The 24215-nt window shown below is 65.9% G+C and carries 21 protein-coding genes; 10 read left to right on the top strand and 11 right to left on the bottom strand.

Annotated elements, in window-relative coordinates; all coding sequences use genetic code 11:
• From JOY90_RS32910 to JOY90_RS32875, 8 genes are all read right to left on the bottom strand, one after another.
• A partial coding sequence (locus JOY90_RS32910; protein WP_291695265.1) for a CoA transferase occupies nt 1-145 on the bottom strand: 145 nt, incomplete at its 3' end.
• Between the two features lie 51 nt (nt 146-196).
• Nucleotides 197-907, bottom strand: coding sequence for a nitroreductase (locus JOY90_RS32905; RefSeq protein WP_291695263.1), 711 nt, complete (start codon nt 905-907; stop codon nt 197-199).
• A gap of 294 nt (nt 908-1201) precedes the next feature.
• The gene (locus JOY90_RS32900) at nt 1202-2008 is read right to left on the bottom strand and encodes a sugar phosphate isomerase/epimerase (RefSeq protein WP_291695262.1); all 807 of its coding nucleotides are present in this window, start codon (nt 2006-2008) and stop codon (nt 1202-1204) included.
• A gap of 12 nt (nt 2009-2020) precedes the next feature.
• On the bottom strand, nt 2021-3739 hold the full coding sequence (locus tag JOY90_RS32895) for an FAD-dependent oxidoreductase (protein ID WP_291695261.1): 1719 nt from the start codon (nt 3737-3739) through the stop codon (nt 2021-2023).
• Nucleotides 3740-3743: 4 nt separating this feature from the next.
• On the bottom strand, nt 3744-4550 hold the full coding sequence (locus JOY90_RS32890) for a shikimate dehydrogenase (RefSeq protein WP_291695260.1): 807 nt from the start codon (nt 4548-4550) through the stop codon (nt 3744-3746).
• Nucleotides 4551-4826: 276 nt separating this feature from the next.
• Nucleotides 4827-7355: a branched-chain amino acid ABC transporter ATP-binding protein/permease gene (locus tag JOY90_RS32885; protein ID WP_291695259.1), complete on the bottom strand. Its 2529-nt coding sequence runs from the start codon at nt 7353-7355 to the stop codon at nt 4827-4829.
• Complete coding sequence (locus tag JOY90_RS32880) at nt 7352-8221, bottom strand: branched-chain amino acid ABC transporter permease (RefSeq protein WP_291695258.1); 870 nt, start codon at nt 8219-8221, stop codon at nt 7352-7354. Before JOY90_RS32880 ends, JOY90_RS32885 begins: the two co-directional genes overlap by 4 nt.
• Before the next feature lie 62 nt (nt 8222-8283).
• On the bottom strand, nt 8284-9555 hold the full coding sequence (locus JOY90_RS32875; protein WP_291695257.1) for an ABC transporter substrate-binding protein: 1272 nt from the start codon (nt 9553-9555) through the stop codon (nt 8284-8286).
• Nucleotides 9556-9769: 214 nt separating this feature from the next.
• Between JOY90_RS32875 and JOY90_RS32870 the strand changes: the two genes are divergently transcribed.
• From JOY90_RS32870 to JOY90_RS32855, 4 genes are read left to right on the top strand one after another with little or no spacing between them, the layout of a single operon-like run.
• The gene (locus JOY90_RS32870; RefSeq protein ID WP_291695256.1) at nt 9770-10645 is read left to right on the top strand and encodes an IclR family transcriptional regulator; all 876 of its coding nucleotides are present in this window, start codon (nt 9770-9772) and stop codon (nt 10643-10645) included.
• 18 nt (nt 10646-10663) lie between these two features.
• Nucleotides 10664-11563 (top strand): NAD(P)-dependent oxidoreductase, encoded by a 900-nt coding sequence (locus tag JOY90_RS32865; protein ID WP_291695255.1) that lies wholly within the window; start codon nt 10664-10666, stop codon nt 11561-11563.
• Complete coding sequence (locus tag JOY90_RS32860) at nt 11563-12399, top strand: sugar phosphate isomerase/epimerase family protein (protein WP_291695264.1); 837 nt, start codon at nt 11563-11565, stop codon at nt 12397-12399. Before JOY90_RS32865 ends, JOY90_RS32860 begins: the two co-directional genes overlap by 1 nt.
• A 40-nt stretch (nt 12400-12439) precedes the next feature.
• Nucleotides 12440-13249, top strand: a complete 810-nt coding sequence (locus tag JOY90_RS32855) for an SDR family NAD(P)-dependent oxidoreductase (RefSeq protein WP_291695254.1) — start codon at nt 12440-12442, stop codon at nt 13247-13249.
• A 201-nt stretch (nt 13250-13450) separates the two neighbouring features.
• On the opposite strand, the gene JOY90_RS32850 is transcribed toward JOY90_RS32855, so the two are convergent.
• Both JOY90_RS32850 and JOY90_RS32845 read right to left on the bottom strand, forming a co-directional pair.
• On the bottom strand, nt 13451-16198 hold the full coding sequence (locus JOY90_RS32850; protein WP_291695253.1) for an EAL domain-containing protein: 2748 nt from the start codon (nt 16196-16198) through the stop codon (nt 13451-13453).
• 142 nt (nt 16199-16340) lie between these two features.
• Entirely contained in the window at nt 16341-17126 is a 786-nt protein-coding gene (locus tag JOY90_RS32845; RefSeq protein ID WP_291695252.1) for a hypothetical protein, read from the bottom strand.
• On the opposite strand from JOY90_RS32845, the gene JOY90_RS32840 reads away from it, so the two are divergent.
• Nucleotides 17113-17895 (top strand): nitroreductase family deazaflavin-dependent oxidoreductase, encoded by a 783-nt coding sequence (locus JOY90_RS32840; RefSeq protein WP_291695251.1) that lies wholly within the window; start codon nt 17113-17115, stop codon nt 17893-17895. The genes JOY90_RS32845 and JOY90_RS32840 overlap by 14 nt on opposite strands.
• 321 nt (nt 17896-18216) lie before the next feature.
• Here JOY90_RS32840 and JOY90_RS32835 read toward each other — a convergent pair whose 3' ends face one another.
• Nucleotides 18217-19176, bottom strand: coding sequence for a sugar-binding transcriptional regulator (locus JOY90_RS32835; protein WP_291695250.1), 960 nt, complete (start codon nt 19174-19176; stop codon nt 18217-18219).
• Nucleotides 19177-19319: 143 nt separating this feature from the next.
• On the opposite strand from JOY90_RS32835, the gene JOY90_RS32830 reads away from it, so the two are divergent.
• The 5 genes from JOY90_RS32830 to JOY90_RS32810 all read left to right on the top strand — a co-directional run.
• Nucleotides 19320-20543, top strand: coding sequence for an ABC transporter substrate-binding protein (locus JOY90_RS32830; protein ID WP_291695249.1), 1224 nt, complete (start codon nt 19320-19322; stop codon nt 20541-20543).
• A 2-nt stretch (nt 20544-20545) separates the two neighbouring features.
• On the top strand, nt 20546-21859 hold the full coding sequence (locus JOY90_RS32825) for an amidase (protein WP_291695248.1): 1314 nt from the start codon (nt 20546-20548) through the stop codon (nt 21857-21859).
• Nucleotides 21856-23124 (top strand): alkaline phosphatase family protein, encoded by a 1269-nt coding sequence (locus JOY90_RS32820; protein WP_291695247.1) that lies wholly within the window; start codon nt 21856-21858, stop codon nt 23122-23124. The genes JOY90_RS32825 and JOY90_RS32820 overlap by 4 nt, the downstream gene beginning before the upstream one ends.
• A gap of 246 nt (nt 23125-23370) precedes the next feature.
• Entirely contained in the window at nt 23371-23838 is a 468-nt protein-coding gene (locus JOY90_RS32815; protein WP_291695246.1) for a tripartite tricarboxylate transporter TctB family protein, read from the top strand.
• Nucleotides 23838-24215 (top strand): tripartite tricarboxylate transporter permease (locus tag JOY90_RS32810; RefSeq protein WP_291695245.1); only part of this gene is annotated, 378 nt, incomplete at its 3' end. The genes JOY90_RS32815 and JOY90_RS32810, both read left to right, overlap by 1 nt.

The raw sequence follows: 24215 nt of genomic DNA, 5'->3' as shown, positions 1-24215 counted from the left end.
TGCCGAGCCGGCGCAGCGAATCGCCGGTCTTCGGCGGCTCGACCTTGATCACCTCGGCGCCGAACTCGCCGAGGATGGTCGCGCAATGCGGTCCGGCAATGAAGGTGCCGAGATCGAGGACGCGGATTCCCTTGAGTGCACCCATCGGCTTCTCTCGTGGTCTCGTTGTTGCATCTTTGGACTCCGAGGCCGCCGCTCAGAATCCGTCGAAGCTGGCGAAGTCGGCGAGCGGTGCGCGCTCGGTCTTCAGCGCGTTGACGGGGGCTGCCGGATCGATGTGGCCCAGCGCCATGCCGCAGATCACGACCTCGTTCTCGGGGATGCCGAGCAGCGGCCGGATGATCTCGTGGAAATCGGCGAACGCGGCCTGCGGGCAGGTGTGGAGGCCGCGGCCGCGCGCCGCGACCATCAGCGTGCCGATGTAGATGCCGAGGTCGAGGAAGCTGCCGATCTCGAGATCCTGGTCGAGGGTGAACATCATGCCGACCGGCGCGCCGAAGAACTCGAAGTTGCGCAGACGCGCCCGCTGCGTGCCCTCGAAATCGCCCTTGGCGATCCCCATCAGGCCGTACATGTCCCAACCGACCTTGCGGCGCCGCGACAGGAACGGCTCGCGCCAGCGCTCCGGATAGTAGTTCAGCTCGCGCCGATAACGCTCCGGGCCGTCGCGCGCCACCGCATCGAGGATCGCCTGTGTCAGCCGCTGCCGCGTCTCGCCGGCAAAGACCCGCACCCGCCAGGGCTGGATGTTGCTGCCGCTGGCGCTGCGCGCGGCCAGCGTCAGCAGCTCCTCGACGGTTGCACGATCGACCGGCGACGGCAGGAAGCCGCGCACCGACTGGCGCGAGCGGATCGCCTCGTCGACGGCCGTGCCTATATTAGCGGACGGAATGGAAGTGTCATGCATCGGTAAAACTCGAGGACAGGCTGGACGCTCTTGCAGCGCGCATAATTGAAGCAGACGGGCGCCGCCAGCAAGCCCGCCCGGTGCGCGGCGGCATTGCTTGAACGGCAGGGTGGGTTAGCGGCGCGTTCGCTCGCAAGAGCGAAAGCGGCGCGTAACCCGCTGTCTTGATCGTGCGCGCAAGGGCTGGTGGGGTTACGCGGCAGCCTTCGCTCTTGCGAGCGAACGCCGCCGCTAACCCACCCTACGGATTGCGCACGATGACAGGCCGTATGGCCGCGATGCAATCTTGAATTGTCAGAGCCCAAGCACGCCTTTTGTCGCGTCCAGCGCCTGTTGCGACCAGCGTTCGGGGCCGAGCCGCGCCTTTGCGACGTCGTTGGGAATCTCGACACTGACCGGCAGGTCGGAGGGCAGGCAGGCGAAGATGCCGGCGAGATCGATGCCGCCGTCACCCGGCAGGAGCCGCGCGTGGCGCGCGGTGAACATCAGCTCGTCGTCCGTTTTTGGCGTGGGTGTCGGCGCGTCGCAGATTTGCGCGTAATGCAATAGCGCGCGCGGAATGGCGGTGAGGTCGTCGAGCGTCGTGGCTGAGCGCGCCGCATGCAGCGCGTCGACCAGAATGCCGCCATTCGGTCGAGCGGCCGCCTGCACGATGCGCAAGGCGGTCCTGGCATTGGGCACCTTGGTCCACGGCATGAATTCGAGATCGGCGGTCAGGCCATAGGGTGCCGCGGCGTCGCAGAAGGCGGCGTAGGAGGCCGTCAAGCGGCCTTCATCGGGATCGTCGCCGGCGACCAGGATCGCCTTGGCGGCCAGCTCGCCGCAGAGCTCGAGAAAGGGATGGAAGCGTTCGAGCGCAAAATCGGCAGCGATGCGAACGATCTCGACATCGAACACGCCGACGCCGGTCGCCTTCATGCGCGCGATGGTCTCGCGCCGCATGGCCTTGTCCTGGATCAGCGGGTCGAAATCGCCGCCCGGCAGCGCCGCCATCGCGCGCAGGCCGACGGCACCGTAACCGAGCTTCTCGGCGAGCGCGATCATTTCGGGCGGCGGCAGCGGTGTGCCGGTGAGATAGGCGAGCGAGAGAACGCGGGTCATGCTTGCTTCTCCTTAAGAATGGTCATGCGTCTTGCCGAGCGCGCTGCGGATCGCGCGATAGGCCAACACGATCGCGGGACCGATGGTGATGCCGGGCCCCGGATAGGTGCCGCCCATGATCGAATTGGCATCGTTGCCGCAGGCATAGAGCCCGCCGATCGGCGTGTCGTCCGCTTTCAACACACGCGCCCATTCGTCGATGACGAGCCCGGTCGCGCCGCCGATGTCGGCGGGGTAGAGCCGCACCGCGTAGAACGGCGCGGTCGAGATCGGGCCGAGCGTCGGGTTGGGGCCGTGCGCCGCATCGCCATGGGCGCGGTGATAATCGGTGGTGCCGCGGCCGAAGTCGGGATCGGCGCCGGTCCTGGCGAACTCGTTCATCCTCGCGATGGTGCGTTCGAGATTGGCCGGTGGGATGTTCAGCCTCGCCGCCAGGGCCGCGATCGTGTCACCCTCGACGAGATAGCCGTCGGCGAGATAGGACGCGATGTTCCGCGTCCGCATCCGCACCATGCCGAGGCCGTATTTCCGCAAGGCCATGGCGTCGGCGATGATGAAGCAGGGGATGGTCGGCGTGGTCTTGTTGGCCTCGAACATCGCGCGGCCGAACAGATGATAGGAGTCCGCCTCGTTGGTGAAGCGTTCGCCGTTCTGGTTGACGCAGACCGTGCCGGGCTTGGCGCGGTCGAGCACGAAATGCGGGAACACCGCGGTGGTGCCGTCGCGGCGCTTGCGCACCGAGACCGGCGTCCAGAACGCGTTGTCGGCATTGCCGGTGCCAAGCCGGGCGCCGAGGGCGAGCGCGAGGTCCTGCATCGCGCCGGTGTGGCCGGGTGCAGCGGGGCTATGGAGCGGCGTCGGCTGGTGAAACAGCTCCGCGCGCCGGGTCGGATGGCGGCCGAAGCCGCCGGCCGCGAGCACGACTGCGCCGGCGCGAAGTTTTCGCTCCGTCTGACCGCTTTGGAGCACGACGCCACGGACCGAGCTTGCCTCCGTGATGAACGATGTCGTTTCCGTATTCAGCACGATCGGCACACCGCGCTGCTCCAGCGAGAACAGGAAGCGGCCGGTCAACGCATTGCCCATCACCAGCCGCGTCCCGCGCCGGCCGGCAAGCTTGTCCAGACCGTAGCGACCAAGAATGTGGGCGGCGTGGACAAAGGATTTTGCCGACCTGCCGGCATTCAGGAGATGGCCGATGTCGGTACGGTCCACCATCATGCCGCCGAAAATGGTGAACTCGGGAATCGGTGGACGCAGATGGGCCAACGCCTTGCCGAGCTTGCGGCCATCGAACGGAACGGGCTCCAGCGCGCGGCCGCGCAAAGTCGCGCCCTCGACCTGCTGCTCGTAATCGGGATGAAGCGCGTAGGGCCGGAACTTCATCTCGGAGTTGGCTTCGAGGGTCGCGATAGCCTCGGGACCTGAGCGCAGGAACGCCTCGCGCAGGGTTGCGGATGAATGATTCCCCACGGTACCGTCGAGAAAGCGCCGGGCCTTGTCCAGCGAATCCTCGCCCGGCAACTCCTTGGCGTGATGGGTGTTCGGCACCCACGCGCTGGCGGCGGACAGGGCGCTGGTGCCGCCGACATGGTCGGTGCGCTCGACCAGCAGCACCTTGGCCCCTTCGATGGCGGCGAACAGAGCGGCGGCCATGCCGGCGGCGCCGGCGCCAATCACGATGACGTCGAAACGCGAATCGTCGGCGATGCCGTCGAGGGGCGTGATCATCGCCTCACGATCCGGCATCCCTGAACAGGAGAAAGTCCAGCATGCCGCTCTGCAGGCTCTCATACATGTCGGTGCCGGTCGAGGTGACGCAGCCGATTGCGCGCGCGGCTTCGATGAAGGGCGAGACCGCCGGCTTGGTGATCACGCAGCCGGCATAGGTCGAGGCCTTCAGCTTCGTGACATCGATCGGCAGCGGATCGCCTTCGTTCATGCCGGCGGGCGTGGCATTGCCGACAAAGTCGAAACCGGTCGGATCGGCCGATCCGATCACGACGCGGCCCTTGCCGCGCGTGTTGAGGCGCTCGATCAGCCGGTCGCGCCGGGCGATGTCCGCATCATGAATCGCGAGCTCGCGCACGCCGGCATCGATCAACGTCAGAGCGATCGCCGATCCGGCGCCGCCCGCGCCGGTCAGCAGCGCGTGCATGCCCGCGGGGTCGACGCCTTTCGCCTTTGCTGCTCCGACGAAGCCGAGGCCATCGACCATCTCGCCATGCCATTGTCCGTCCGCGCGGCGGCGCATGGTGTTGACGGCGCCGATGAAGCTCGCGCGGTCGGTGGCGGAGGCGCAGCGCGCGTAACAGGCGAATTTGTGCGGCACCGTAACGATGATGCCGTCGAGATTCTTCAGCTGCATCGCCACGTCGAGGAAGCCGGAGAGATCGGCGGGTGCGACCTGGACCGGCACCACGATGGCGTCGTGGCCGGACTCGGCAAAGGCCTGCGTCATGCCGACAGGCGCCCGCACCTGCGCGATCGGATCGCCGATGACGAGATTGAGGCGGGTCGCGCCGGTGAGGTTCAGTTTCATGCTATCATTTCCATGCAGGACACAAGCTCGAACCATCGGCACGATCGGTCACCCTCCCTGGAGGGGGAGGGTCGGCTCACATGAAGCGAAGCGGAATGTGAGCCGGGGTGGGGTGATGCTTCCGCGCGCAAACTGTCTGATACGGAGAGACCGTCACCCCACCCCGGCACGCATCTCGCTTCGCTCGATCGCGTGCCGACCCTCCCCCTCCAGGGGAGGGTGAGCCCAATTGCTTCGTTCTTTCCATATGCGATAGCCCTGCATTTCCATGCGTGCTCAGGAGGCGGCGGCGCGGACGCTGTCGGCCTGCACGACGCCGAGCAGGCGCTCCTGCAATTCGCGATCGCGTTCGAGCAGGCCGGCATCGCCCTCGAAGGCGACGGTGCCGTTGACCAGCACATAGGCGCGGTCGACGATCGGCAGCACCGTCTCGGCATGGTGCTCGACGATCACCATCGCGACCCGGCCGCGCAACTTGTTGAGCGCCGCCATCACCTCGTTGACGACAGCCGGCGCCAATCCCTCGAACGGCTCGTCGAGCAAGATCAATCGGCTCGGCACCATCAGCGCGCGGGCGATCGCGACCATCTGCCGCTCGCCGCCCGAGATGTTTTCGGCTTTCGCCTTCTGTCGCGCGGAGAGCCGCGGGAACAGCTCGAACGCCTGTTCGATGCCGAGGCCGCCGGAGCGCGCGGCGAGCTGAAGGTTTTCCAGAACTGTCAGGTTGGGGAACAGGCGGCGGCCTTCCGGCACCAGCGCGACGCCGAGCCGGTTGATCTCGTAGGTGCGCATCCGGTCGATGCGCTCTCCGGCAAAGCTGATCTCGCCGGAGGACAGCGCGATGCGGCCGGTGAGCGCGGACAGCGTCGTGGTCTTGCCGACGCCGTTGCGGCCCAGCAGGGCGACCGCCTCGCCCTCGTGCACCACCAGGTTCACCTTGCTCAGCACCGTGCTGCCGCTGTAGCCGGCGGCGATGTCGTTTGCCCGCAGCAGCACGTTCGCGGTGGCGTGTGCCCGGCGCTCCGGCGCCGGCGGCGCGGCGCGCTCGCCGGTGTCCTTGGTGCCGAGATAGGCGGCGATAACATCGGGATTGGCGGCGACCTCGGCCGGCCGGCCATCGGCGATGATCCGGCCCTGGTGCAGCACCGAGATGCGGTCGGAGATCGCGAGCACGCGGTCGATGTCATGCTCGATCAGCAGCACGGCGTGCCGCTCGGCGAGCTTCCGGATCAGTGCGGCGACCACGACGCGGTCGGCTTCGGCGAGGCCCGCCAAAGGCTCGTCGAGCAGCAGCAGCTTGGAATCCACCGCCAGCGTCACCGCGATCTCGAGCAGCCGCTTGGCGCCGTGCGGCAGCATCGCGCTCGGCTCGGCGGCGCGATCGGCGAGGCCTACCGCGTCGAGGATCGACCAGGTGCGGGCATTGATCTCCTCGCTGGCGTAGGCGTCGAAGAACAGGCCGCGGGCGCCGATTCTCTGTCCCTGCACCGCGATACGGACGTTCTCGAACACCGTCAAATTCTCGAAGATCGAGAGGATCTGGAACGAGCGGCTGATGCCGCGCCGGGCGCGGACATGGATCGGCAGCCGGGTGATCTCCTCTCCCTCGAAGAAGACGCGGCCCGAGCTCGGCGACAAGACGCCGGCCAGCATGTTGAAGAAGGTGGTCTTGCCGGCGCCGTTCGGCCCGATCAGGCTGTGCAGCACGAAGGGCCGGATCTCCAGGTTGATGTCGGCGGCGACGACGAGGCTGCCGAACCGTTTTGACACGGCCTCCGTGGTCAGGATCGGTTTGTCGCGGTCGATCGCGAGCGCGGCGCTCTCGTACGGCTTGATGATCGCGGGGCGCGCGGGAATGGTGTTGCGGGTCAGGGTCCAGCGCTCGCGGCGCAGGATGCGCTGAGCGAGGCCCTGCATGCCCTCGGGTGACAGCAGCGCGAATGCGATCAGGATCGGCGCGAAGATCAGCCACCAGTTCTCGGTGATGGCCGAGAGGCGGTCCTGCAACAGTGTGAAGGCGATCGCCCCCCACAACGGACCGAGGAAATGATGCACGCCGCCGAGCACGGTCATCAGCAGGCTGTCGCCAGCATGCTGCCAGCTCAGATTGTCGGCATAGACGCCCTGGAGCTGGAAGGTCAGCAGCGCGCCGGCGCAGCCGATCGCGGCGGCCATCAGCACCATGCCGCCGAGCCGCACCAGGTAGACGTTGTAGCCGATCGAGCGCGCCCGCTGCTCGTTGTCGCGCACCGCCTGCAGCACGCGGCCGAACGGCGCATGCGCCAGCCGCCACAGCAGCCACATGCCGATCAGCACGACGACGACCACGAAGCCGTGATAGGCGCGATCGGAGACGAACACGCTGCGCGAAATGCCCTGCATGCCATTCTCGCCGCCGGTGACGGAGGTCCATTTGAAGGCGATCTCGAACGCGATCTGCGAGAAGGCGAGCGTCAGCAGCGAGAAATAGAGGCCGCGGCGGCGCAGGATCAGCGCACCGATGGCGAGCGCCAGCAGCATGGAGAACAGGATCGACAGGATCACGGCGGAAATCTCGTTGCCGAGGCGCGCCATGATCTGGAATGCGGCGACATAGCTCGCGCAGCCGAAGAAGACGGAGGCGCCGAACGGCACCAGGCCGGTATAGCCGACCAGCAGGTTCACCCCGGCGCCGTAGAGCGTATAGATCGCGATCATCGTGATCAGCGAAACCGGCGCGTTCAGCGCCGACCACAGCGCCGTGAGCGCGGCCAGCGCCACCGCGATCCAGAGCACGGGATGGGTGAGAACGGTGGCGGGCTTCATTCGAACCGCTCCCAGCGCTCGCCGAACAGGCCGCGAGGCCTGACCAGCAGCACGGCGGCCATCAGGATGTACATCGCGGCATTCGACCAGTCCGGAAAGAACTGGATGGTCACGGCGGTGACGACGCCGACCATCAGGCCCGCAACGATCGCGCCGGCATAGGAGCCGAGCCCGCCGATGGTGACGATGACGAAGGCCGGCATGATCGCACCGGCCGACATCGACGGGTTGATGGTCCAGAGCGGTGCGGCCAGCATGCCGGCGAGCCCCGCGAGCAGGCAGCCGAGGCCGAACACGGCCGAGAGCAGGATCGGCAGGTTGATGCCGAGCAGGCCGACCATCTCGGCATCGCGCGAGCCGGCGCGGATGATGCGGCCATAGGGCGTGAATGCCATGAAGGCCCAGAACGCGATCAGGGCGACGACCGTCACGGCCAGCACCGTCAGGCGATATTTGGTGATCAGGATCGGGCCGTACTCGACGAAGCCGGAAAACAGCTTCGGCGCGCTGAACGGGATCGAGGCGCCGCCGAAGGTCAGGCGCAGGATCGCCTCGATCAGCAGCGCCAGCGCAAATGTCAGAATGAGACCGAGCAGCGGCTCCTTGTGATAGAGCTGCCGGATCAGCGTGAGCTCGACGATCGTGCCGATCGCACCGACGATCAGCGGCGCCAATAGCGCCGCGCCCCAGCCGAATTGGCGGCCGAGCACCAGCGCGAGATAGGCGCCGAGCGCGAAGAAGGCGCCGTGCGCGAAATTGACGATGCCGAGGATGCCGAAGATGATCGACAGCCCGACCGCGATCAGCACGTAGAGGAAGCCGAGCACCAGGCCGTTGGCGGCCTGCGAGACGATCATGTCGAACATGGTCGGATTCCTCCGCTACGCAACTGGAGTGGCTGCGCCCGGACGACGCCGGGCGCGCGGCGTCAGAGCGAATCCATCTTGCAGGCGGACTCCGCCTGCGTGCCATAGGCCTTCTCGATATCGGCCGTCGTCGCCGGCAGCTCGGCCTTGATGTCGAAATAGTCCCACTTGTCCGTGATGCTCGGCTTGATGCCGGCGACCAGCAGGCGGTTGACCATCTGGTGGTCGAACGGGCGGTAGCCGAGCGAGAGGTCGCCGCGCTTGACGTTCCAGGCTTCCAGCGCGTTGACGATCGCGGCGGGCTCGGTGGATTTCGCAGCCTCGATCGAATCGAGCAGCGACTTCATGCCCATCCAGCCCATCCAGGCCTTGTCCGCGGCCGGGCGGTTGTACTTCTTCTCATAGGCCGCCGCCATCGCCTGCTCCTCCGGCGGATTGTTCGGGTTCTTGTAGTACCAGGTCAACGTGAACAGGCCGTCGGCGGCCTCGGGACCCACGCCCCAGAGGTCGGTATTGCCGACCGCGATCTCGGCGAACGGAATCCTGCCGCGCATGCCGAGCTCGTTCCACTGCTTCAGGAAGGTGGTGAGGTCGCTCGCCGACACGCCGCCGATGACGACGTCGGGCTTGGCGGCGCGGATCTTCAAAATGTAGGACGAATAATCGGCGGTGTTGAGCGGTGCTTCGTCGGCGCCGACCACGGTGCCGCCATTGGCGTTGATGTAGTCGGAGAACGCCTTCTTGATGTCCTGGCCGAACGCATAGGACGCCGTCAGCAGGTACCATTTCTTGCCGAGATTGGCGCAATAGGGCGCCAGCACGCGGGTGTGCACGTCGACCGGCGGCTGCAGGCGGAAGGTATACTTGTTGCAGGACGCGCCCGTCAGCGCGCCGGTCGCGGCATTGGCGGCGACATAGGGGATCTTCGATTTCTTGGCCACGGCGGAGATCGCGAGCGCGAAGGAGGACAGCGCGCCGCCGACGATGCCGGCGACCTTGTACTCGCCGATCAGCCGCTCCGCGCTCTGCTGCGCGCCTTGAGGATTGGGCTCGTCGAGCCAGACGATCTCGCAGGGCCGGTCGAGCAGCATGTTGTTGCGCTGCTCCAGCGCCAGCATGCCGCCTTGCGCGAGATATTCCGCCTGGTCGACGATCTGACCGGTCTTGGCCCAGACCATGCCGATCCTGATCGGTTCGGCGGCCTCGGCATTGCCGATGAACGGTGTGGCAAGCCGCGACGCCGCGAGGCCCGCGCCGCCGAGCAGCAGGCTGCGCCGTCCGATCCGGCCGAAGCGCGCGGCGGTCGAGCTATTCTTGATCGTTGCCTCGGTCATGCATCCTCCCCGCGACGGTGTTGTTTGGTTCTGTGTCCGTCATTGTGCCTCCAGCCTGGCGCGGAAGCGACGGGCATCTAAGGGGAACGGAAATCCAAACGCAACAGCAAAGTGGAATTGGATTCCAGTTTCGCTTGACGACCGGAGCCTGCGCGCGCATCGTCGGGACGGCGACGGACGAAGGGCAACGTCCGTCCCGTCGCAGGAATAATCGATGTCCCCACAATCGCTCGCCACCTCCGACCCTGACGCTGAAGCCGATGCGCCGCCGCACGGCCTGCTCGAGCGCACGCTCGGGGTCATCGAATTGCTCGCCGCGAATGCGCAGGGTCTGCCGCTGTTCGAGATCGCCGATCGGCTGCAGATTCCACGCAGCGCCACGCACCGTGTGCTGTCAGCGCTGATCGAGCACGGCTATGTGCGGCAAGAGCGCCACCAGGGCGCCTATCAGTTGACCACGCGGCTCGCCTCGCTCGCTTTCACGTTCCTCGCCGGCAGCGGCGTCACCGATTTCGCGCAGCCGATCCTCGACCGGCTGGCGCAGGACTCCGCCGAGCTGGTGCGGCTGGCGCTGATCGACGGCCGCGAATTGGTCTGGGTCGCAAAGGCGCAGGGCTCGCCGTTCGGCCTGCGCTACGACCCCGACATGGGCCAGGTCGGGCGATTGTCCTGCTCGGCCTGCGGCCATGCCTGGCTGTCCTGCCTGCCGGAGGACGCGGCGCTGGCGCTGGTCGAGAAGCAGGGCTTTGGCTTGCGCAAGGATTACGGGCCGCGCGCGCCTGAGTCGAAATCCGCGCTGCTGAAATATCTGAGACAGGCGCGCGAGCGCGGCTTTGCGCTGGTGGTGCAGACCTATACGCCGTGGATGAACGCGATTGCAGCGCCGATCCGCGATCCCTCGACGGGCGAAGTCGTGGGGGCGGTGGTGATCGCGGGTCCCCATATCCGCCTGACGGAGCCGCGGATGCTGGAGCTGGCGCCGGCGGTGACGGCCGCAGCAGCCGAGCTTGCGCTCGCGATCATCGCCTCGCCCGGGCTCGGCCGCCGCATCGTGCGGCCGGCCAATTTCTTCGTCACGTCCGCGAGCTGATTTGTGCTGGAGATGCCGATGCGCGTATTGATCACCGGCGGCAAGGGTTTCCTCGGCGCCTGGATCGCGCGCCGGCTCGCCGCGCGCGGGTTCAGCTTGCGCATCTTCGATGTGAAGGATGATCGGCGGCTGGTTGCGGCCATTGCCGGCGAGAAAACGGCGGCCGCAGCCGATTGGCGGGTCGGCGACATCGTTTCGACCGATGACGTTCGTGCCGCTGCCGACGGCTGCGACGCGATCGTGCATCTCGCCGGCGTGCTGACGCCGGACTGCGCGGCCGATCCGCTGCGCGGCGCGCAGATCAACCTGATCGGCACGTTGAACGTGTTCGAGGCGGCCCGCGCCCATCGCATCGCACGCATCGTCTATACCAGCAGCGCCGGCGTGTTTGGCCCCGGAAGCGGCAGCGCGCCGCTGCCGCAATCGCATTACGGCACCTTCAAGCTCGCCTGCGAGGGCAGTGCGCGCAGCTATTTCAACGATCACGGCCTCGCCAGCATCGGCTTCCGGCCCTACATCGTCTACGGTCCGGGGCGCGAGACCGGGCTCACCGCAGGCCCGACGCTCGCCTGCCGTGCCGCCGCGCACGGTGAGGCCTATACCATCGGCTACACCGGCACCGCGGGCCTGATCCATGTCGACGACGTCGCCGCGGCCTATGAAGCCGCGGTGATGCATGAGCCGGACGGGGTTCACGTCTTCAACCTCAACGGCGTCTCCGCGTCGAACGAAGAGGTCATCGCGGAAATCCATCGCGCGGCGCCGGAGGCGCGGATCGCCTGCAAAGGGCCCGCATTGTTGATGCCGGCGGCGGTCGCCGCTGACGATCTCGATCGTGTCCTGGGCGGTCTCCCACGCACGAGCCTGCGCGAGGGTATCGCGCAGACCGTGGCGTGGTATCGCGAGGGCCGTTGGTGATGCAGGTCGCCTCGCTCGGCGCGCACACCTTCGGCTTCATCTGGAGCCACGATCCGGCGGCCGCCATCGACGCCATTGCCGCGCTCGGCTGCGACGCCGTGCAGTTGCTGGCGACGCCGCCTCATTTCGACCCGTGGGCGGAGGATGCAGGACGCACGCGAGCGCTGCGCGCCGCGCTCGACCGTCATGGTCTGAAGCTGCTCGCACTCGATCTCGCCTCCTCCGACATCAATCTCGCAAGCCCGTCCGCCGACGTCACCGCGTTTGCGGTCGATGCCTACCTGCGCGCGGTGCGGCGCGCGGTCGAGCTCGGCTCACCCGCGGTCTGCATCGGCTCGGGCCGCCGCCATGCGCTGTTTCCGGACGCGAGTGCGCGCTTGATGGACGGCTTCCGTCGCGCCTTCGCGGCGGTCCATGCGGATGCGGCGCGCCACGGCGTGCGGCTGCTGTTGGAAAATCATCCGCAGGGAATGCTGGCGAGCGCCGGCCAGATCGAGGATTTTCTCGCGCGCGAATGCTATGACGACATCGACGTGATCTATGACGTCGCCAATGCGTTCGCGATTCAGGAGGAGCCGGTCGCTGGTTTCGCGCGGCTCGCGCCACGGGTTGCGGTCGTGCATCTCTCCGACACGCCGCGCGGCGCCTGGCGCCACGATCCGATCGGCTCGGGCGACATCGATTTCGCCGCCGTCGCAAAGATTCTGGCGCAGCACCGATTTGCTGGACCGGTGGTGCTGGAAATGATTGCGCCGGATCCCGCGGGTGGCATTTCGGACGGGCTCGCGCGGCTGACGGAGCTTGGATGGCGATTTCCGTTCGCGCGAGGAGTGTGAAGCAAACGGCCGCGACAAGACGGCCAAACGGGAGAAAACCATGACCACTGCATCGAATGACTGGCTCGGCCTTGCCGGCAAGCTCTGCGTGATCACCGGCGCCGCAGGCGGCATCGGCCGCGCCACCGCGGTCAGTTTTGCACAGGCCGGCGTTCAGGTCGTGCTGCTCGATCGCAATGAGCAGGAACTCGAGGAGACTGCGCGTGCGGTGTCGCAGGTCCAGAACGGCCGCGCGCTTGCCTTTCCCTGCGACATCTCCGATTCTGCTGCAGTTACGGCTGTGGCAGAGAAATCGAAGGCCGCGGCCGGCCCCTGCGACATCCTCGTCAATAATGCCGGGCTGTTGCGGCCGGGCGCGCTGGAGACGCTGTCGCTCGCCGAATGGAACGGACTGCTGGCGGTCAACCTGTCCGGCTACCTCCTTTGCGCGCAGGCGTTCGGCGTGCAGATGCGCGGCAAGGGCGGCGGTGCCATCGTCCACGTCGCCTCGATCGCGGGCTCGCAGCCGCAGGCGCAGAGCGGCGCCTATTCCGCGAGCAAGACCGGGGTCATCATGCTGTCGCGGCAGATCGCGGTGGAATGGGGACCGGCAGGCATCCGCAGCAATGTGGTCAGCCCCGGTCTCGTCGAGACCCCGATGAGCCAGGCCTTCTACGCGACGCCCGGCGTGCGCGAACGGCGCAGCGCGCTGGTGCCGATGCGCCGCATCGCCCAGCCGCAGGACATCGCCGACGCCATCCTGTTCCTGGCGAGCCGCCGCGCCTCCTATGTCAGCGGCGACGAGATCGTGGTCGACGGCGGCTACACCCAGATGCTGATGAGCATGATGCCGCGCCCCGGATATGAGTGACTGAACGGTGTTACTGCATCAAGGGATCGGCAGGTGGGCTAAGCGGCCAGGTGCAAGTGAGTTCGCCATGAAGGAAGAAGCGTGCCCACCATTCAAAAGCCGTGCTGATGATGGTGGGCACGGCGCGTCCGTCTTCGCTCTGCGAGCTAGGGCGACCGCGCCTTAGCTCACCCTACGGCTTCGCCCGGATTGTCCGATCTTTCACGCCGTCACCAGCTTGGACCGCCTTTCAAGCCGCTCCGCTGAACCGCTGAGCTCTGCGAGCAGTCCAGGCACCTGCTTTCCCGGGGCGGCTTTACTGATCAGGAAGCCCTGGACCTCGGTACAACCATGCTTCTGAAGGAATGTCAATTGCTCCGGCGTCTCGACACCCTCGCCAGTCGTCCGCATTCCGAGGCCGTTGCACATGGTGATGATGGATTGAACGACGATATCGCGCTGATCACGTCTGCCCACGTCGGTGATGAGCGATCGATCGAGCTTCACCTTGTCAAATGGGAATTTGAGCAAATAGCTCAACGACGAATAGCCAGATCCGAAATCGTCCACCGCGATGCAGATACCCAGATCTCTCAATTGGTGCAGCGTTGACACGGTTTCTGCGGCGTCCTCCAGCAATAGGCCTTCCGTGATCTCGAGCTGAAGCCGTTGCGGGGCCAAGCCGGACGCATCGAGGGCTTTGCGAACGTCGTCAACCAGGTCACGCCCGGTGAATTGGACCGGCGATAGATTGACGGCGAGGGAAATGTTCACCGGCCATTTCTTTGCTTCGCGGCAAGCTGTGGCCAGCACCCAACGTCCCAGCGAATGGATCAGACCCATTTTCTCCGCAACCGGGATGAAGTCGCTGGAAGGGATGGTCGAACCGTCCGGCCGATACCACCGCGGCAGAGCCTCAAACGCACAGACCTGCCTGGACCGCGTTTCGATGAGCGGCTGATAGTGTAACTGAAATTCATTGTTCGCGACGGCATGTCGCAAATCCAGCTCCAGGACGCGACGGCGCTGCAGCGCCTCATCCAGGGTGGGTTCAAAGAACCGGAAGCAGTTACGTCCGTCCGACTTCGCCTTGTAGAGCGCCAGGTCAGCGCACTTGAGCAGCTTGTCCGACTCATTGCCATCGTCGGGTGCGAGCGCAATTCCGATGCTGCAGCCGATATGGAGCTGATGCCCAGCCAGATCGAAGGGACGAGCAAGCTCACCGATGATACGCTCAGACAGCGCTCCCGCTCGCGACGGATCTGGATCGAGAGGTTGAATGATCGCGAACTCGTCGCCTCCGAGGCGGGCGATGACATCGGTATCACGGCAGCAATGGCGGATGCGCGACGAGACGGCTTGCAGCAGCGCATCGCCGATTGGATGCCCCCACGTGTCGTTGACAGTCTTGAAGTGGTCCAGATCGAGGAACAACACCGCATGCGGCACGTCTCGGGCTGCAAGCCGAGCAACCGTTTCGAGGCGGTCTCGAAACTCCGTTCGGTTGTACAAGCCGGTCAAGCCGTCGTGCCGAGCCATGTGGGCGATCTGGGCCTCGGCTCGTCGACGCTCCGTGACGTCCGCAACCGTCATCAGCCATCCATCGTCCGGCATGCGATCGAGGGTGACAAGCAGCGATCGCCCGTCGCTGATGTCCCATGTCGTCGACGTCGCATGAGATAGATCGCTTGCGCTCTGAAAGGAATCCCTGAGTTGGCGAAAGTTCTCGATCGAGACGGAACCGTTCGCGACCGCACCCCGGATGAGAGCAGCAAGAGGTGAGCCGCTGGTCATCAGCGTGGATGGAAGTCCAAACATCTCCTTGAAACGAGGGTTGGAGACCGTCAGTCGATGATCTCGATCGAACATGCACAGACCCTGAGCCATGGCGTTCACGGCGACGTTGAAGCGCACGCTTTCCGCTGCAACGGCGCGATCGACCTCCGCCTTGACGAGCGACGCCTCCAAGGCCCTCAACCGCTCGCGGCCCTTGAGGTGACGCAAAACCAGCGCAATACATGCGGCAAGCGCCAACTCCAGCAGGACGCTGGCGATGATAATGTACTGTCGCTGCTCGCGCCAGGGCTGCAAAATGGCGTCCACCGAGCGACTGACGCTCACGACCATCGGATAATGTGGAAGACGATCGATCGCGATGATCCGATCGGTGTGATCAACCGGGCTGGCGTTACGCGTCGTCCCGCGATCGATTCCCCTGGCCAACAGCCGATAGGCGCCCGTATTCGGCGCCGTCCCGACAATGCCCGGGACTGCCGGTTGGCGAACGAGCATGACGCCGCCGAGATCAAACATCGACACCACAGCGTCCGGTTGTGGCGCGACTTGGGAAAAGAAGGCCTGGAAATACGAAAAGTTTATCTCACCGAGAAGAATTCCCAGGAAATCTCCGTTGGGAGAACTGATTCGACGGGCCACGTAGACAGTCCATTCGCCGTTGGCCCGATTCCTGATCGGCTTTGTGATGAATCGATCGGGGCCGTCGCGGGCGCTCAGGACGCTGAAATATTCCCTGTCCGAGAGATCACGATAGGGCATGGGCCAGTAGTACGTCGAGTTCACCAGCATGCCCCGCCGGTCAACCAGTGTCAGCCCACCTACATAGTGGATCGCGGCGACACGCGCCGTCAGCACGTCATGCATGGCAAGGGTCGAAACCAGGCTGACAAATTGCTGCTCATTCGCGACATTCTCGCCGTGCAGTTGATCCAGTACCCCGTTCTGCACCGCCTCGAGAACCGCAAAGGAGCTTTCGAGGTGTGCCGAAAGCATCATGGCGTAAGTCGCGAGGTCACCGGTGTTATTGGCGATCTCGCGGTCGCGCTGATGGCGGACCAGCAGAACGGCCGCAAAGGCGATCGAAACTGCGAGCGCGATCCCGATGGATGCGGCCGCAGGCACCGGACGCCAGGTGAAGTACTGACGCACGCGATTTCGAAGGCTGAGCGACATGGCAGACAATTGGAAATGCTTGTCATTGGTCTCGATACGGTGATCGGAGTCTTAATGTCTTGTTGAAGAGGGTCAGGTTAAGCCGGGAGCGCCATTTGGGGACTTGCTTTTCCCCCCGTTAATTTATTGTCTTTACAGCACGTCAAATGCCGTCGGCCGCTGGGGCACAATAAGTCTCTCCCCAACGCACATTGGCCAGCAAGACCGGTTTCATCATGCGGTCGCGGCAGATCGCGGTGGAATGGGGCCGGCGGACATCCGCGGCAACGTGGTCGGCCCCGGTCTTGCCGGCCGAGTTCTCGACGCGATGTGATATCAGAAATTCGTAGAGTGCGGTCCATTTTTCCAGTTGATGCACAGTCACGCAACCCTCGGACAGGTGTCCGACGTGGATATACCGACTGCTGTTGCTGCTCGACCCCAGGAGCCCGATCGGAAACCAGACGTCATTTCCTATCATGCCGGGAGTTGCCGCGGCATACCCGGCTGTCGAAATCGCCTTATGGGAATAGTCCGGTACCAGGATGGCATGCGTTCCAGCGGCAATGGGCTGAAAACTGCCGTTCCAGATGCTGTTCAGCGTCACGGTCGCGGTCTGGCCGCCGAAGGACAGATTCGCCCATTGCTGTCTCAGCCTGCCTTTGAACGCCGAAACCTCCTCTGCCGGTGCACCGGCGTATGTGACGACAACCGACACCGCGCCGCGGGGCCCGTCCGCCGACAAATATCTTGCGGCATTCGCCATGGTGAGCGACGCCTCTTCACCAACTGCAAGTGATCCATCGGTGATGGTGAAGTAAGTTCGTCCATTGGTTTCACGGATGACCTTCACCTGCGTATACTCGCATAGAGAAGTGAGCTGGCCTGTTCTGCTCAGGCGCACCGAAAGCCAGCCCGATGCTTCGGCTCGCCGAGTGAATCTGTCCATCGATCAATCTCTCCGATCTGTCATCTTTTCGACAGCCGTAAGCCCGACTGCCAACCGCGCGCCCCCCACTCCTTGGCATGGTGATCGCCTGCTCCGACAGCGCGTCGCAAAGCAGGCTGAAGAGCCGCCGCGATTCACGCGCTATGCAGTGGAGCGATCTGCGGGAAGCGTGATCCGGGACGCAAGCCGACTGATCGATCGCAACGCTGCTTCGCTTAACAAGCGCCAAACCGGCTTGCTCGTGAAGCCGGAATTGGCCGATCGGTCATCCGATGATATGTTCCCTGCAGCTTTGAAGGAGGACACGATGGCTGAAGCGAAACTCGCTCCGAACCTGCCGGACTGGATGCTCGAGCATGCGAACCGCTATCTCGCGAGCGGCGGAACCGACGGGCACATGTACAAGGTAACCCTGCCGCAGCAAGGTGAGATCACGGCGCCGGCACTGCTGCTGACCACCACCGGTCGCAAGTCTGGTGACAAGTTCATATTCCCGCTGTTTTATGGAACGGATGGCGGCAGTTACTTCGTCGTCGCGTCGAAGGGTGGCGCGCCCCAACACCCGGGGTGGTATCGCAACATTCTCGCGAACCCAGACGTCGAGCTACAGGTCGGGACTGAGAAGCTGAATGCACGGGCCAGGACGGCGGCGGGCGAAGAACGCCTCCGGCTTTGGAAAAAGGCGCTCGAATTTTGGCCGCCCTACGCTGACTATCAACTCAAGACCGAGCGCGAGATACCGGTGGTCGTGCTGGATCCGGTTCATTAGGTACCTGGCCGCGGGCTGCCGCGGCGACGGCGAGCCACCTGCAGACATTCTCGCTGCGGGCGGCTTCGCGTCACGTGGTCGGAAACCGAGCATGCGGAGCAGTCTGTTGCTGGCCGAGTCGATCGATTGCGCCTTGCGGAAATCGGCGATCGCCTCGGCGGGGCGGCCCATCGCTTCATAGAACAGGCCGCCGTTGTTACAGACCTCGACATAGGAACGGATTCAACTGGACGCTTGCGTGTAATTTGGCGCTCCGACCCGACACGCAGAGATGTGATGTAGCATCAACAGCGGAAATTCCGTCGTCTCAATCCGAGTGCCTCAGCGCTCCACCAGTGCTGCCGCCGCCGCCTCGTCGGTGATCAGCACGTGGCACAGCCCGGCCTTGATCGCGGCGCGGATGATGGCGACCTTGGCGAGGCCGCCGGCGGCGAGCACGCGGCGCGGGATTGCCTGCAGCGACTTCATCGGCGGATGGACGACGCGGCCCGTGAGCGGGTGCTGCACCGGTCCTCCGTCCGCGTCGAGATAGTGGCCGCAGATGTCGCCGACCGCGCCGGCCGCGCGCAACGAGCGCCAGTCGGCGCGGGAGATCACGCCATACTCCAGCGCCTTGGACTGCTCGGTGAGATCGATTGCGCTGAGTAGCGCCATGTCCAGCTTCGGAACCATCGCCAGCACCGATCGGATCGGCTCGCTCTCCGCCAGCGCCTCGCGAAGCTTCGCGGAGGCCGCGAACATCGGCGCGGTGAGATAATGGCAACGCGCGTCGAGCGCGCGTGCCATCATCGAGGCGTTGTCATAGGGGTTGATCGAGGTGCTTTCGGCCAGCCCGCCGCACAGCAGCACCACGCTGTTGCCTTGCCCGCTCCGTCGCCGGATCGCCTGCGCGGCGGCGTTGATGGTGCCGCCCCAGGTGATGCCGAGCGACGCGCCGGCTGCGAGTTGCGCGGAGACGAACTCGCCCGCGGCGGCGCCGACCATGGCGCGCACGTCGGCGTCGCTGATCGGCGAGGGTACCACGATCGCCTGCTGCAGTCCGAACAGCGCGATCAGCCGCGCCTCCAATTCGCTGTAGGCACCGAGCGGCGGCTGGATCGTGATCTGGACCAGCCCGCGCTCGCGCGCCTCGCCGAGCATGCGGTTGACGCGCTTGCGGGTGAGGTTCAGCCGGTTCGCGATCGCGTCCTGGGTCTGGCCCTCCTTGAAATAATGCCAGCAGATCCGCGCTGCCAGCGCGGCGTCGAAGCCGTCATCCGGATCGTCGCGGTCAATGCTCATCATGCCTCCGATTCCCGCCAGCCATAGCGCGGTCGGCGCTCAGCGCCCAGTGGCCGCTGCTTGGAACAAATGTACCAATATCGTCACAAATGTGTTGCGGCGGGAGACTATGCTCCTGCCGAAACAGAATGGGGAGCTTTCGCATGCGCCGTCATTGGATCGCACCGCTCTTGGTCGCTTGCCTCTGGTCATGCTGCGCACAAGCCGAGGGCGCGTTTTCCGACAACAAGATCGTCATTGGCGTGATGGGCGATCAGAGCGGCGTCGTCTCCGACGTCGGTGGGCCCGGCTCGGTCATCGCCGCCAAGATGGCCGTCGAAGAGGCCGGCGGCGCGGTCGACGGCGTGCCGGTCGAAATCATCACTGCCGATCACCAGAACAAGCCCGACGTCGCGCTCAACATCGCCCGCGAATGGTTCGACCGCCGCGGCGTGGATGCGATCGTCGATCTGCCACACACCGGCGCCGTGCTCGGACTGATGACGCTCGCGACCGAGAAGAAGCGCGCATTGCTGGTGTCGGGTGCGGCCAGTGCCGAGATCACGGGCTCGCGCTGCTCGCCCTATGTGTCGCACTGGACCGACGACACCTATGCGCTGGCGCGCGGCACCGCCGCGGCGCTGACCGGGCAGGGGCTGCGCTCCTGGTTCTTCCTGACTGCCGACTACGCCTTCGGCTATGACCTCGAGCGCGATGCGACGAAGGTGGTCGAGGCGCAAGGCGGCAAGGTCGTCGGCAGCGTGCGGCATCCCCTGAACACGGCGGATTTCGCCTCGCCGCTGTTGCAGGCGCAGAGTTCGCAGGCGCAGGTGATCGCGCTTGCCAGCGCCGGCGCCGACACCGTCAATGCGATCAAGCAGGCGAGCCAGTTCGGCATCGGGGACAAGGGTCAGCGGCTGGTGGCGCTGCACGCCTTCGTCACCGACGTCAACAGCCTCGGCCTCGACGTAGCCCAGGGGATGATCATCACGACCGGCTTCTATTGGGACGACAGCGCCGGCACCCGCGCGTTCGCCGAACGGTTTTACAAGCGGCACGGGCGCATGCCGACGCGCGAGCAGGCCGGCGTCTACGCCTCCGTCACGCATTATCTGAAGGCGGTCAAGGCCAGCCACAGCGACGACGCCCTCGTCGTCAACAGCATGATGCGGCAACTGCCGGTCGACCGCTTCGGCGGCGAGGCGCATATGCAGGCCAATGGCCGCGTCGTCTACGATCTCGGCATCTACCGCGTGAAGGCACCGGCGGCGAGCCGCGCCCCCTGGGACTATTATGAGAAGGTCGCCACGATTCCGGCGGCGAACGCCTTCCGCAGCGCCGCCGAGTCGGGTTGCGCCGGGGCATCGGGCGAAACGAAGACCCAGTGAGGATGGCCGAGATTCTCCTGGGCGAAGCCAACCGGCTCTCCGCCGCGCATGCGGCGCAGGCCATCCGGGGCCGGCGACTGTCCTCGCTTGCGCTGGTCGAAGCCTGCCTGGCGCGGATCGCCGTGCGCGAACCGTCGGTCGGGGCGTGGTCTCATCTCGATCGCGACGGAGCTCTCCGGCAGGCGCGCGAGGCGGATGCGCGCCAGCGCGCGGGCGCGGCACTTGGGCCGCTGCATGGCCTGCCGGTCGGCGTCAAGGACGTGTTCGACACCGCGGACATGCCATCCGAATATGGCAGTGGCAGCCTGCGTGGCCGCCGTCCGGAGCGCGACGCCGACGCGGTGGCGGCGCTGCGCGCGGCGGGCGCGATCGTGATCGGCAAGACCGTGACCTCGGAGTTCGGCATGTATGCGCCGACCTCCTGCCGCAACCCGCACGATCCGGCCCGCTCGGCCGGCGTCTCGTCGGCGGGCTCGGCCGCGGCCGTGGCGGATGCCATGGTGCCGCTCGCGCTCGGCACCCAGCACACGGCGTCCACTCTGCTGCCGGCCTCATTCTGCGGCGCGTTCGGATTCAAGCCATCACCCGGCTTCACCAGCATGAGCGGGTCGAACATTCTGGTGCCGCGGCTGGCCAATATCGGTTTCCTGGCGCGCTCGGTCGACGATCTCGCACTGTTCGCCTCGGTCTTTTGCGCCGGGCTCGAGCCACCGCTGGTGCCGCGGCGACCGAAGCGCCTGGGCCTGGTGCGCGGCCCGGCCCGGCCGGGGGTCGCGGCCGATGCGTGGGAAGCGCTGGCCCGGCTCATTCGGCGAATTGCCGCTCCCGTCGAGGCGCTGGCGCTCCCGTCTCCGTTCGCGCGCGCGGAGCAGATCACGCACGGGCTCCTGGCTGCGGACCTGGCCGACCGTTTCGGCGCGATGCCTGCGGCCGTGCGCGCCGGCTATTGCGCGCCGCTGCGCGATCTGATCGCTGCCGGCGCCCGGTTGAGCGCGGCCGACCGGCTTGCGTTCGACCGCGTTGCGGATGATGTTGCAGCGGCGGCTGATGCATTGTTTGCTTCCTGCGATGCGCTGATCACGCTCTCGGCGCTGGGCGAGGCGACCGATGCCTCGGAGCCCGGCTCTGGCGCGATGTGCATGCCCTGGAGTCTCGCGGGGCTGCCGGCGGTCTCGTTGCCGTTGCTGCGTGGCGCCAGCGGGCTGCCGATCGGCGTGCAATTGATCGGGCCGCGCGGAGCGGATGCAAGACTATTGCCGATCGCCGCCTGGTTGTCTCGTGTCGTCGTTCTGGAAAACATCTCGGAGCCCGCATGAAACGCGCCGTCATCGTCACCACGGACGGATTGCGCAGCGACATGATCTCCGCCGAGCTCACGCCTCGGCTCAAGCGCTTCGAGGCCGAGGCCGAACGGTTCGCGGATTATCGGACGATGTTTCCCTCCTGCACCCGGGTCGTGTCGGCGAGCCTCGCAACCGGATGCTTCCCGGCACGTCACGGCTTGCAGGGCAACTCGGTCGCCCTGCTGGAGGATGGCCGGCTGATCGCGCGCGATGCCGGTGATCCCGACTTCCTGCAGCACAAGCGGCGCGTCACCGGGCGTTCGCTTTCGATGCCGACATTGGCGGAGCGGGTGAGCGCGCATGGCGGCGCCATCATCTTCAGCAACGTCTCGCCCGGCGCGGCCTATGCCCATGATCCCGACGGCTACGGCCATGTCTATCATCGGTCCGGCAGCTTCGGTCCCGGCCGGACCCCCGTGGCCGACGGCGATCATCTCGACGTCACCCTGGACGTGGCGGGCGATCGCCGCATGACCGAGCGGTTCATCGATGAGGTGCTGACGCGGCGGCGTCCGGCGCTCTCGGTGCTCTGGCTCGGCGAGCCCGACCACATCCAGCATGAGATGGCGCTGGGCTCGCCCGCACATCTCGCGGTGCTGGCGGCTGCCGACGCCCATGCCGGGCTCGTCATCGACGCGGTGGCGCGGCTAAGTGCCGCCGGCGATGACGTATTGCTGTGTGTCGGATCGGATCACGGTCACCAGACCGTCGATGGCGTGATCGATGTCGATGCGGAGCTGATCGCCGCCGGCCTCAAGGCGAGCCCTGCCTCCGGCGACGTCGTTGCCGCATCGAACGGGACGTCAGTTCTCATTTACGTCCATCCCGACCATGCCGATCGTGTGTCGAACATTCGGACATTCCTTGATGGATGCGGCTGGGCCGGCCGGGTCTTCGGCCCGGGCGAGCTCATGGAGGTGGGGCAGGCGCCTGACGCCGCGCTGGCTGTTGCGGTATCGATGCGCGCGAGCGAGACGCCGAACGCGTTCGGCATTCTCGGTTCGAGCCTCGCCGCGAAGCCTGCGCAGGGCAAGGCGGACCGGCTCGGATGCGGCCAGCATGGCGGTCTCGGCCGCTACGAGCAGTCACCCTTCATGATGATTTCGGGGGCCGGCTTTGCCGCCGGCGCCGTCCGTGATGCGCCGGGCCGCGTCATCGACGTCGCGCCGACCGTGCTCGCCCATCTTGGACTGCCATGCGCGGATGTCGATGGCAGGCCGCTGCAGAGGCCACGTTGAGCGATGGCCTGATGTGAATCCGCGTCTCCATCGCGGCAGGTCGTAGCTGTTTCACTGGCGGTAACCCAGCCTGCGACAATTCGCCTGCACGGCTGCGTTCCGTGCAGCGATCCATTCCCCGGGGCTGGTGCCCGATCCCTGAATCCGTGCTAGATCGGTTTTGGATGGCGCCGGCCCCGCCCAATTCGGGCGGGCCTTTCGTTAAGTCAAAGCCAGAACGGCGTATCGGGTCAGGGAGGACCGTCGTTGGAGAATTTGCTGCACAAGAAGGACTTCTATGCCGGGCTGACCATGATCCTGCTCGGCGCGGGCGTGACCCTCAATTCGATGACCTACGACCTCGGCTCGCTGATGCATATGGGCCCGGGCATGTTCCCCCTGATCCTGGGCGTCCTTCTGACCTTCGTCGGCATGCTGATCTTCGGCGCCGGCGTCGTCACCCCGCTTGCGGAAGGTGAGCGTATCCTTCCCGAAAGCATGGAGTGGCGCGGCTGGGCCTGCATCCTGGCCGGTCCGATCATGTTCATCGCCTTCGGCTACTGGCTCGGCATGGTCGCAGCGACCTTCATGTGCGTGTTCGTCTCGGCCTTCGGCGACCGGACCGCGACGCTGAAGGGCTCGCTCCTGCTCGCGGCCTGCATCACCATCGGCGGCTCGCTGCTGTTCTCCTACGTGCTCAAGGTGCCATTTCCGCTGTTTCGTTGGGGTCATTGATGCTTGCGACTGCTCTGAGTGATCTCTGGTACGGCTTCGGCGTCGCGCTGGAGCCGCAGAACCTGATGTGGTGCTTCGTCGGCGTGCTGGTCGGCAACATGGTCGGCGTGCTGCCGGGCATGGGACCGCTCGCCACCATCTCCGTGCTGTTGCCGTTGACCTTCGGCATCAAGCCCGTCGGCGCGATCCTGATGCTCTCGGGCGTGTTCTACGGCGCGCAGTATGGCGGCGCGATCTGCTCGATCCTGCTCAACCTACCCTGTCATCCCCCGCACGCGGTGACCTGCCTCGACGGCTTCCCCATGACCCAGCAGGGCCGGGGCGGCGTCGCGCTTGGCGTTACCGTGATCGCGGCGTTCGTGGGCGCCTCCTTCGGC

Origin of the sequence: Bradyrhizobium sp. (assembly GCF_019242285.1) — a bacterium.
GTDB lineage: Bacteria > Pseudomonadota > Alphaproteobacteria > Rhizobiales > Xanthobacteraceae > Bradyrhizobium.
This window is presented reverse-complemented; position numbering and strand designations above follow the sequence as displayed.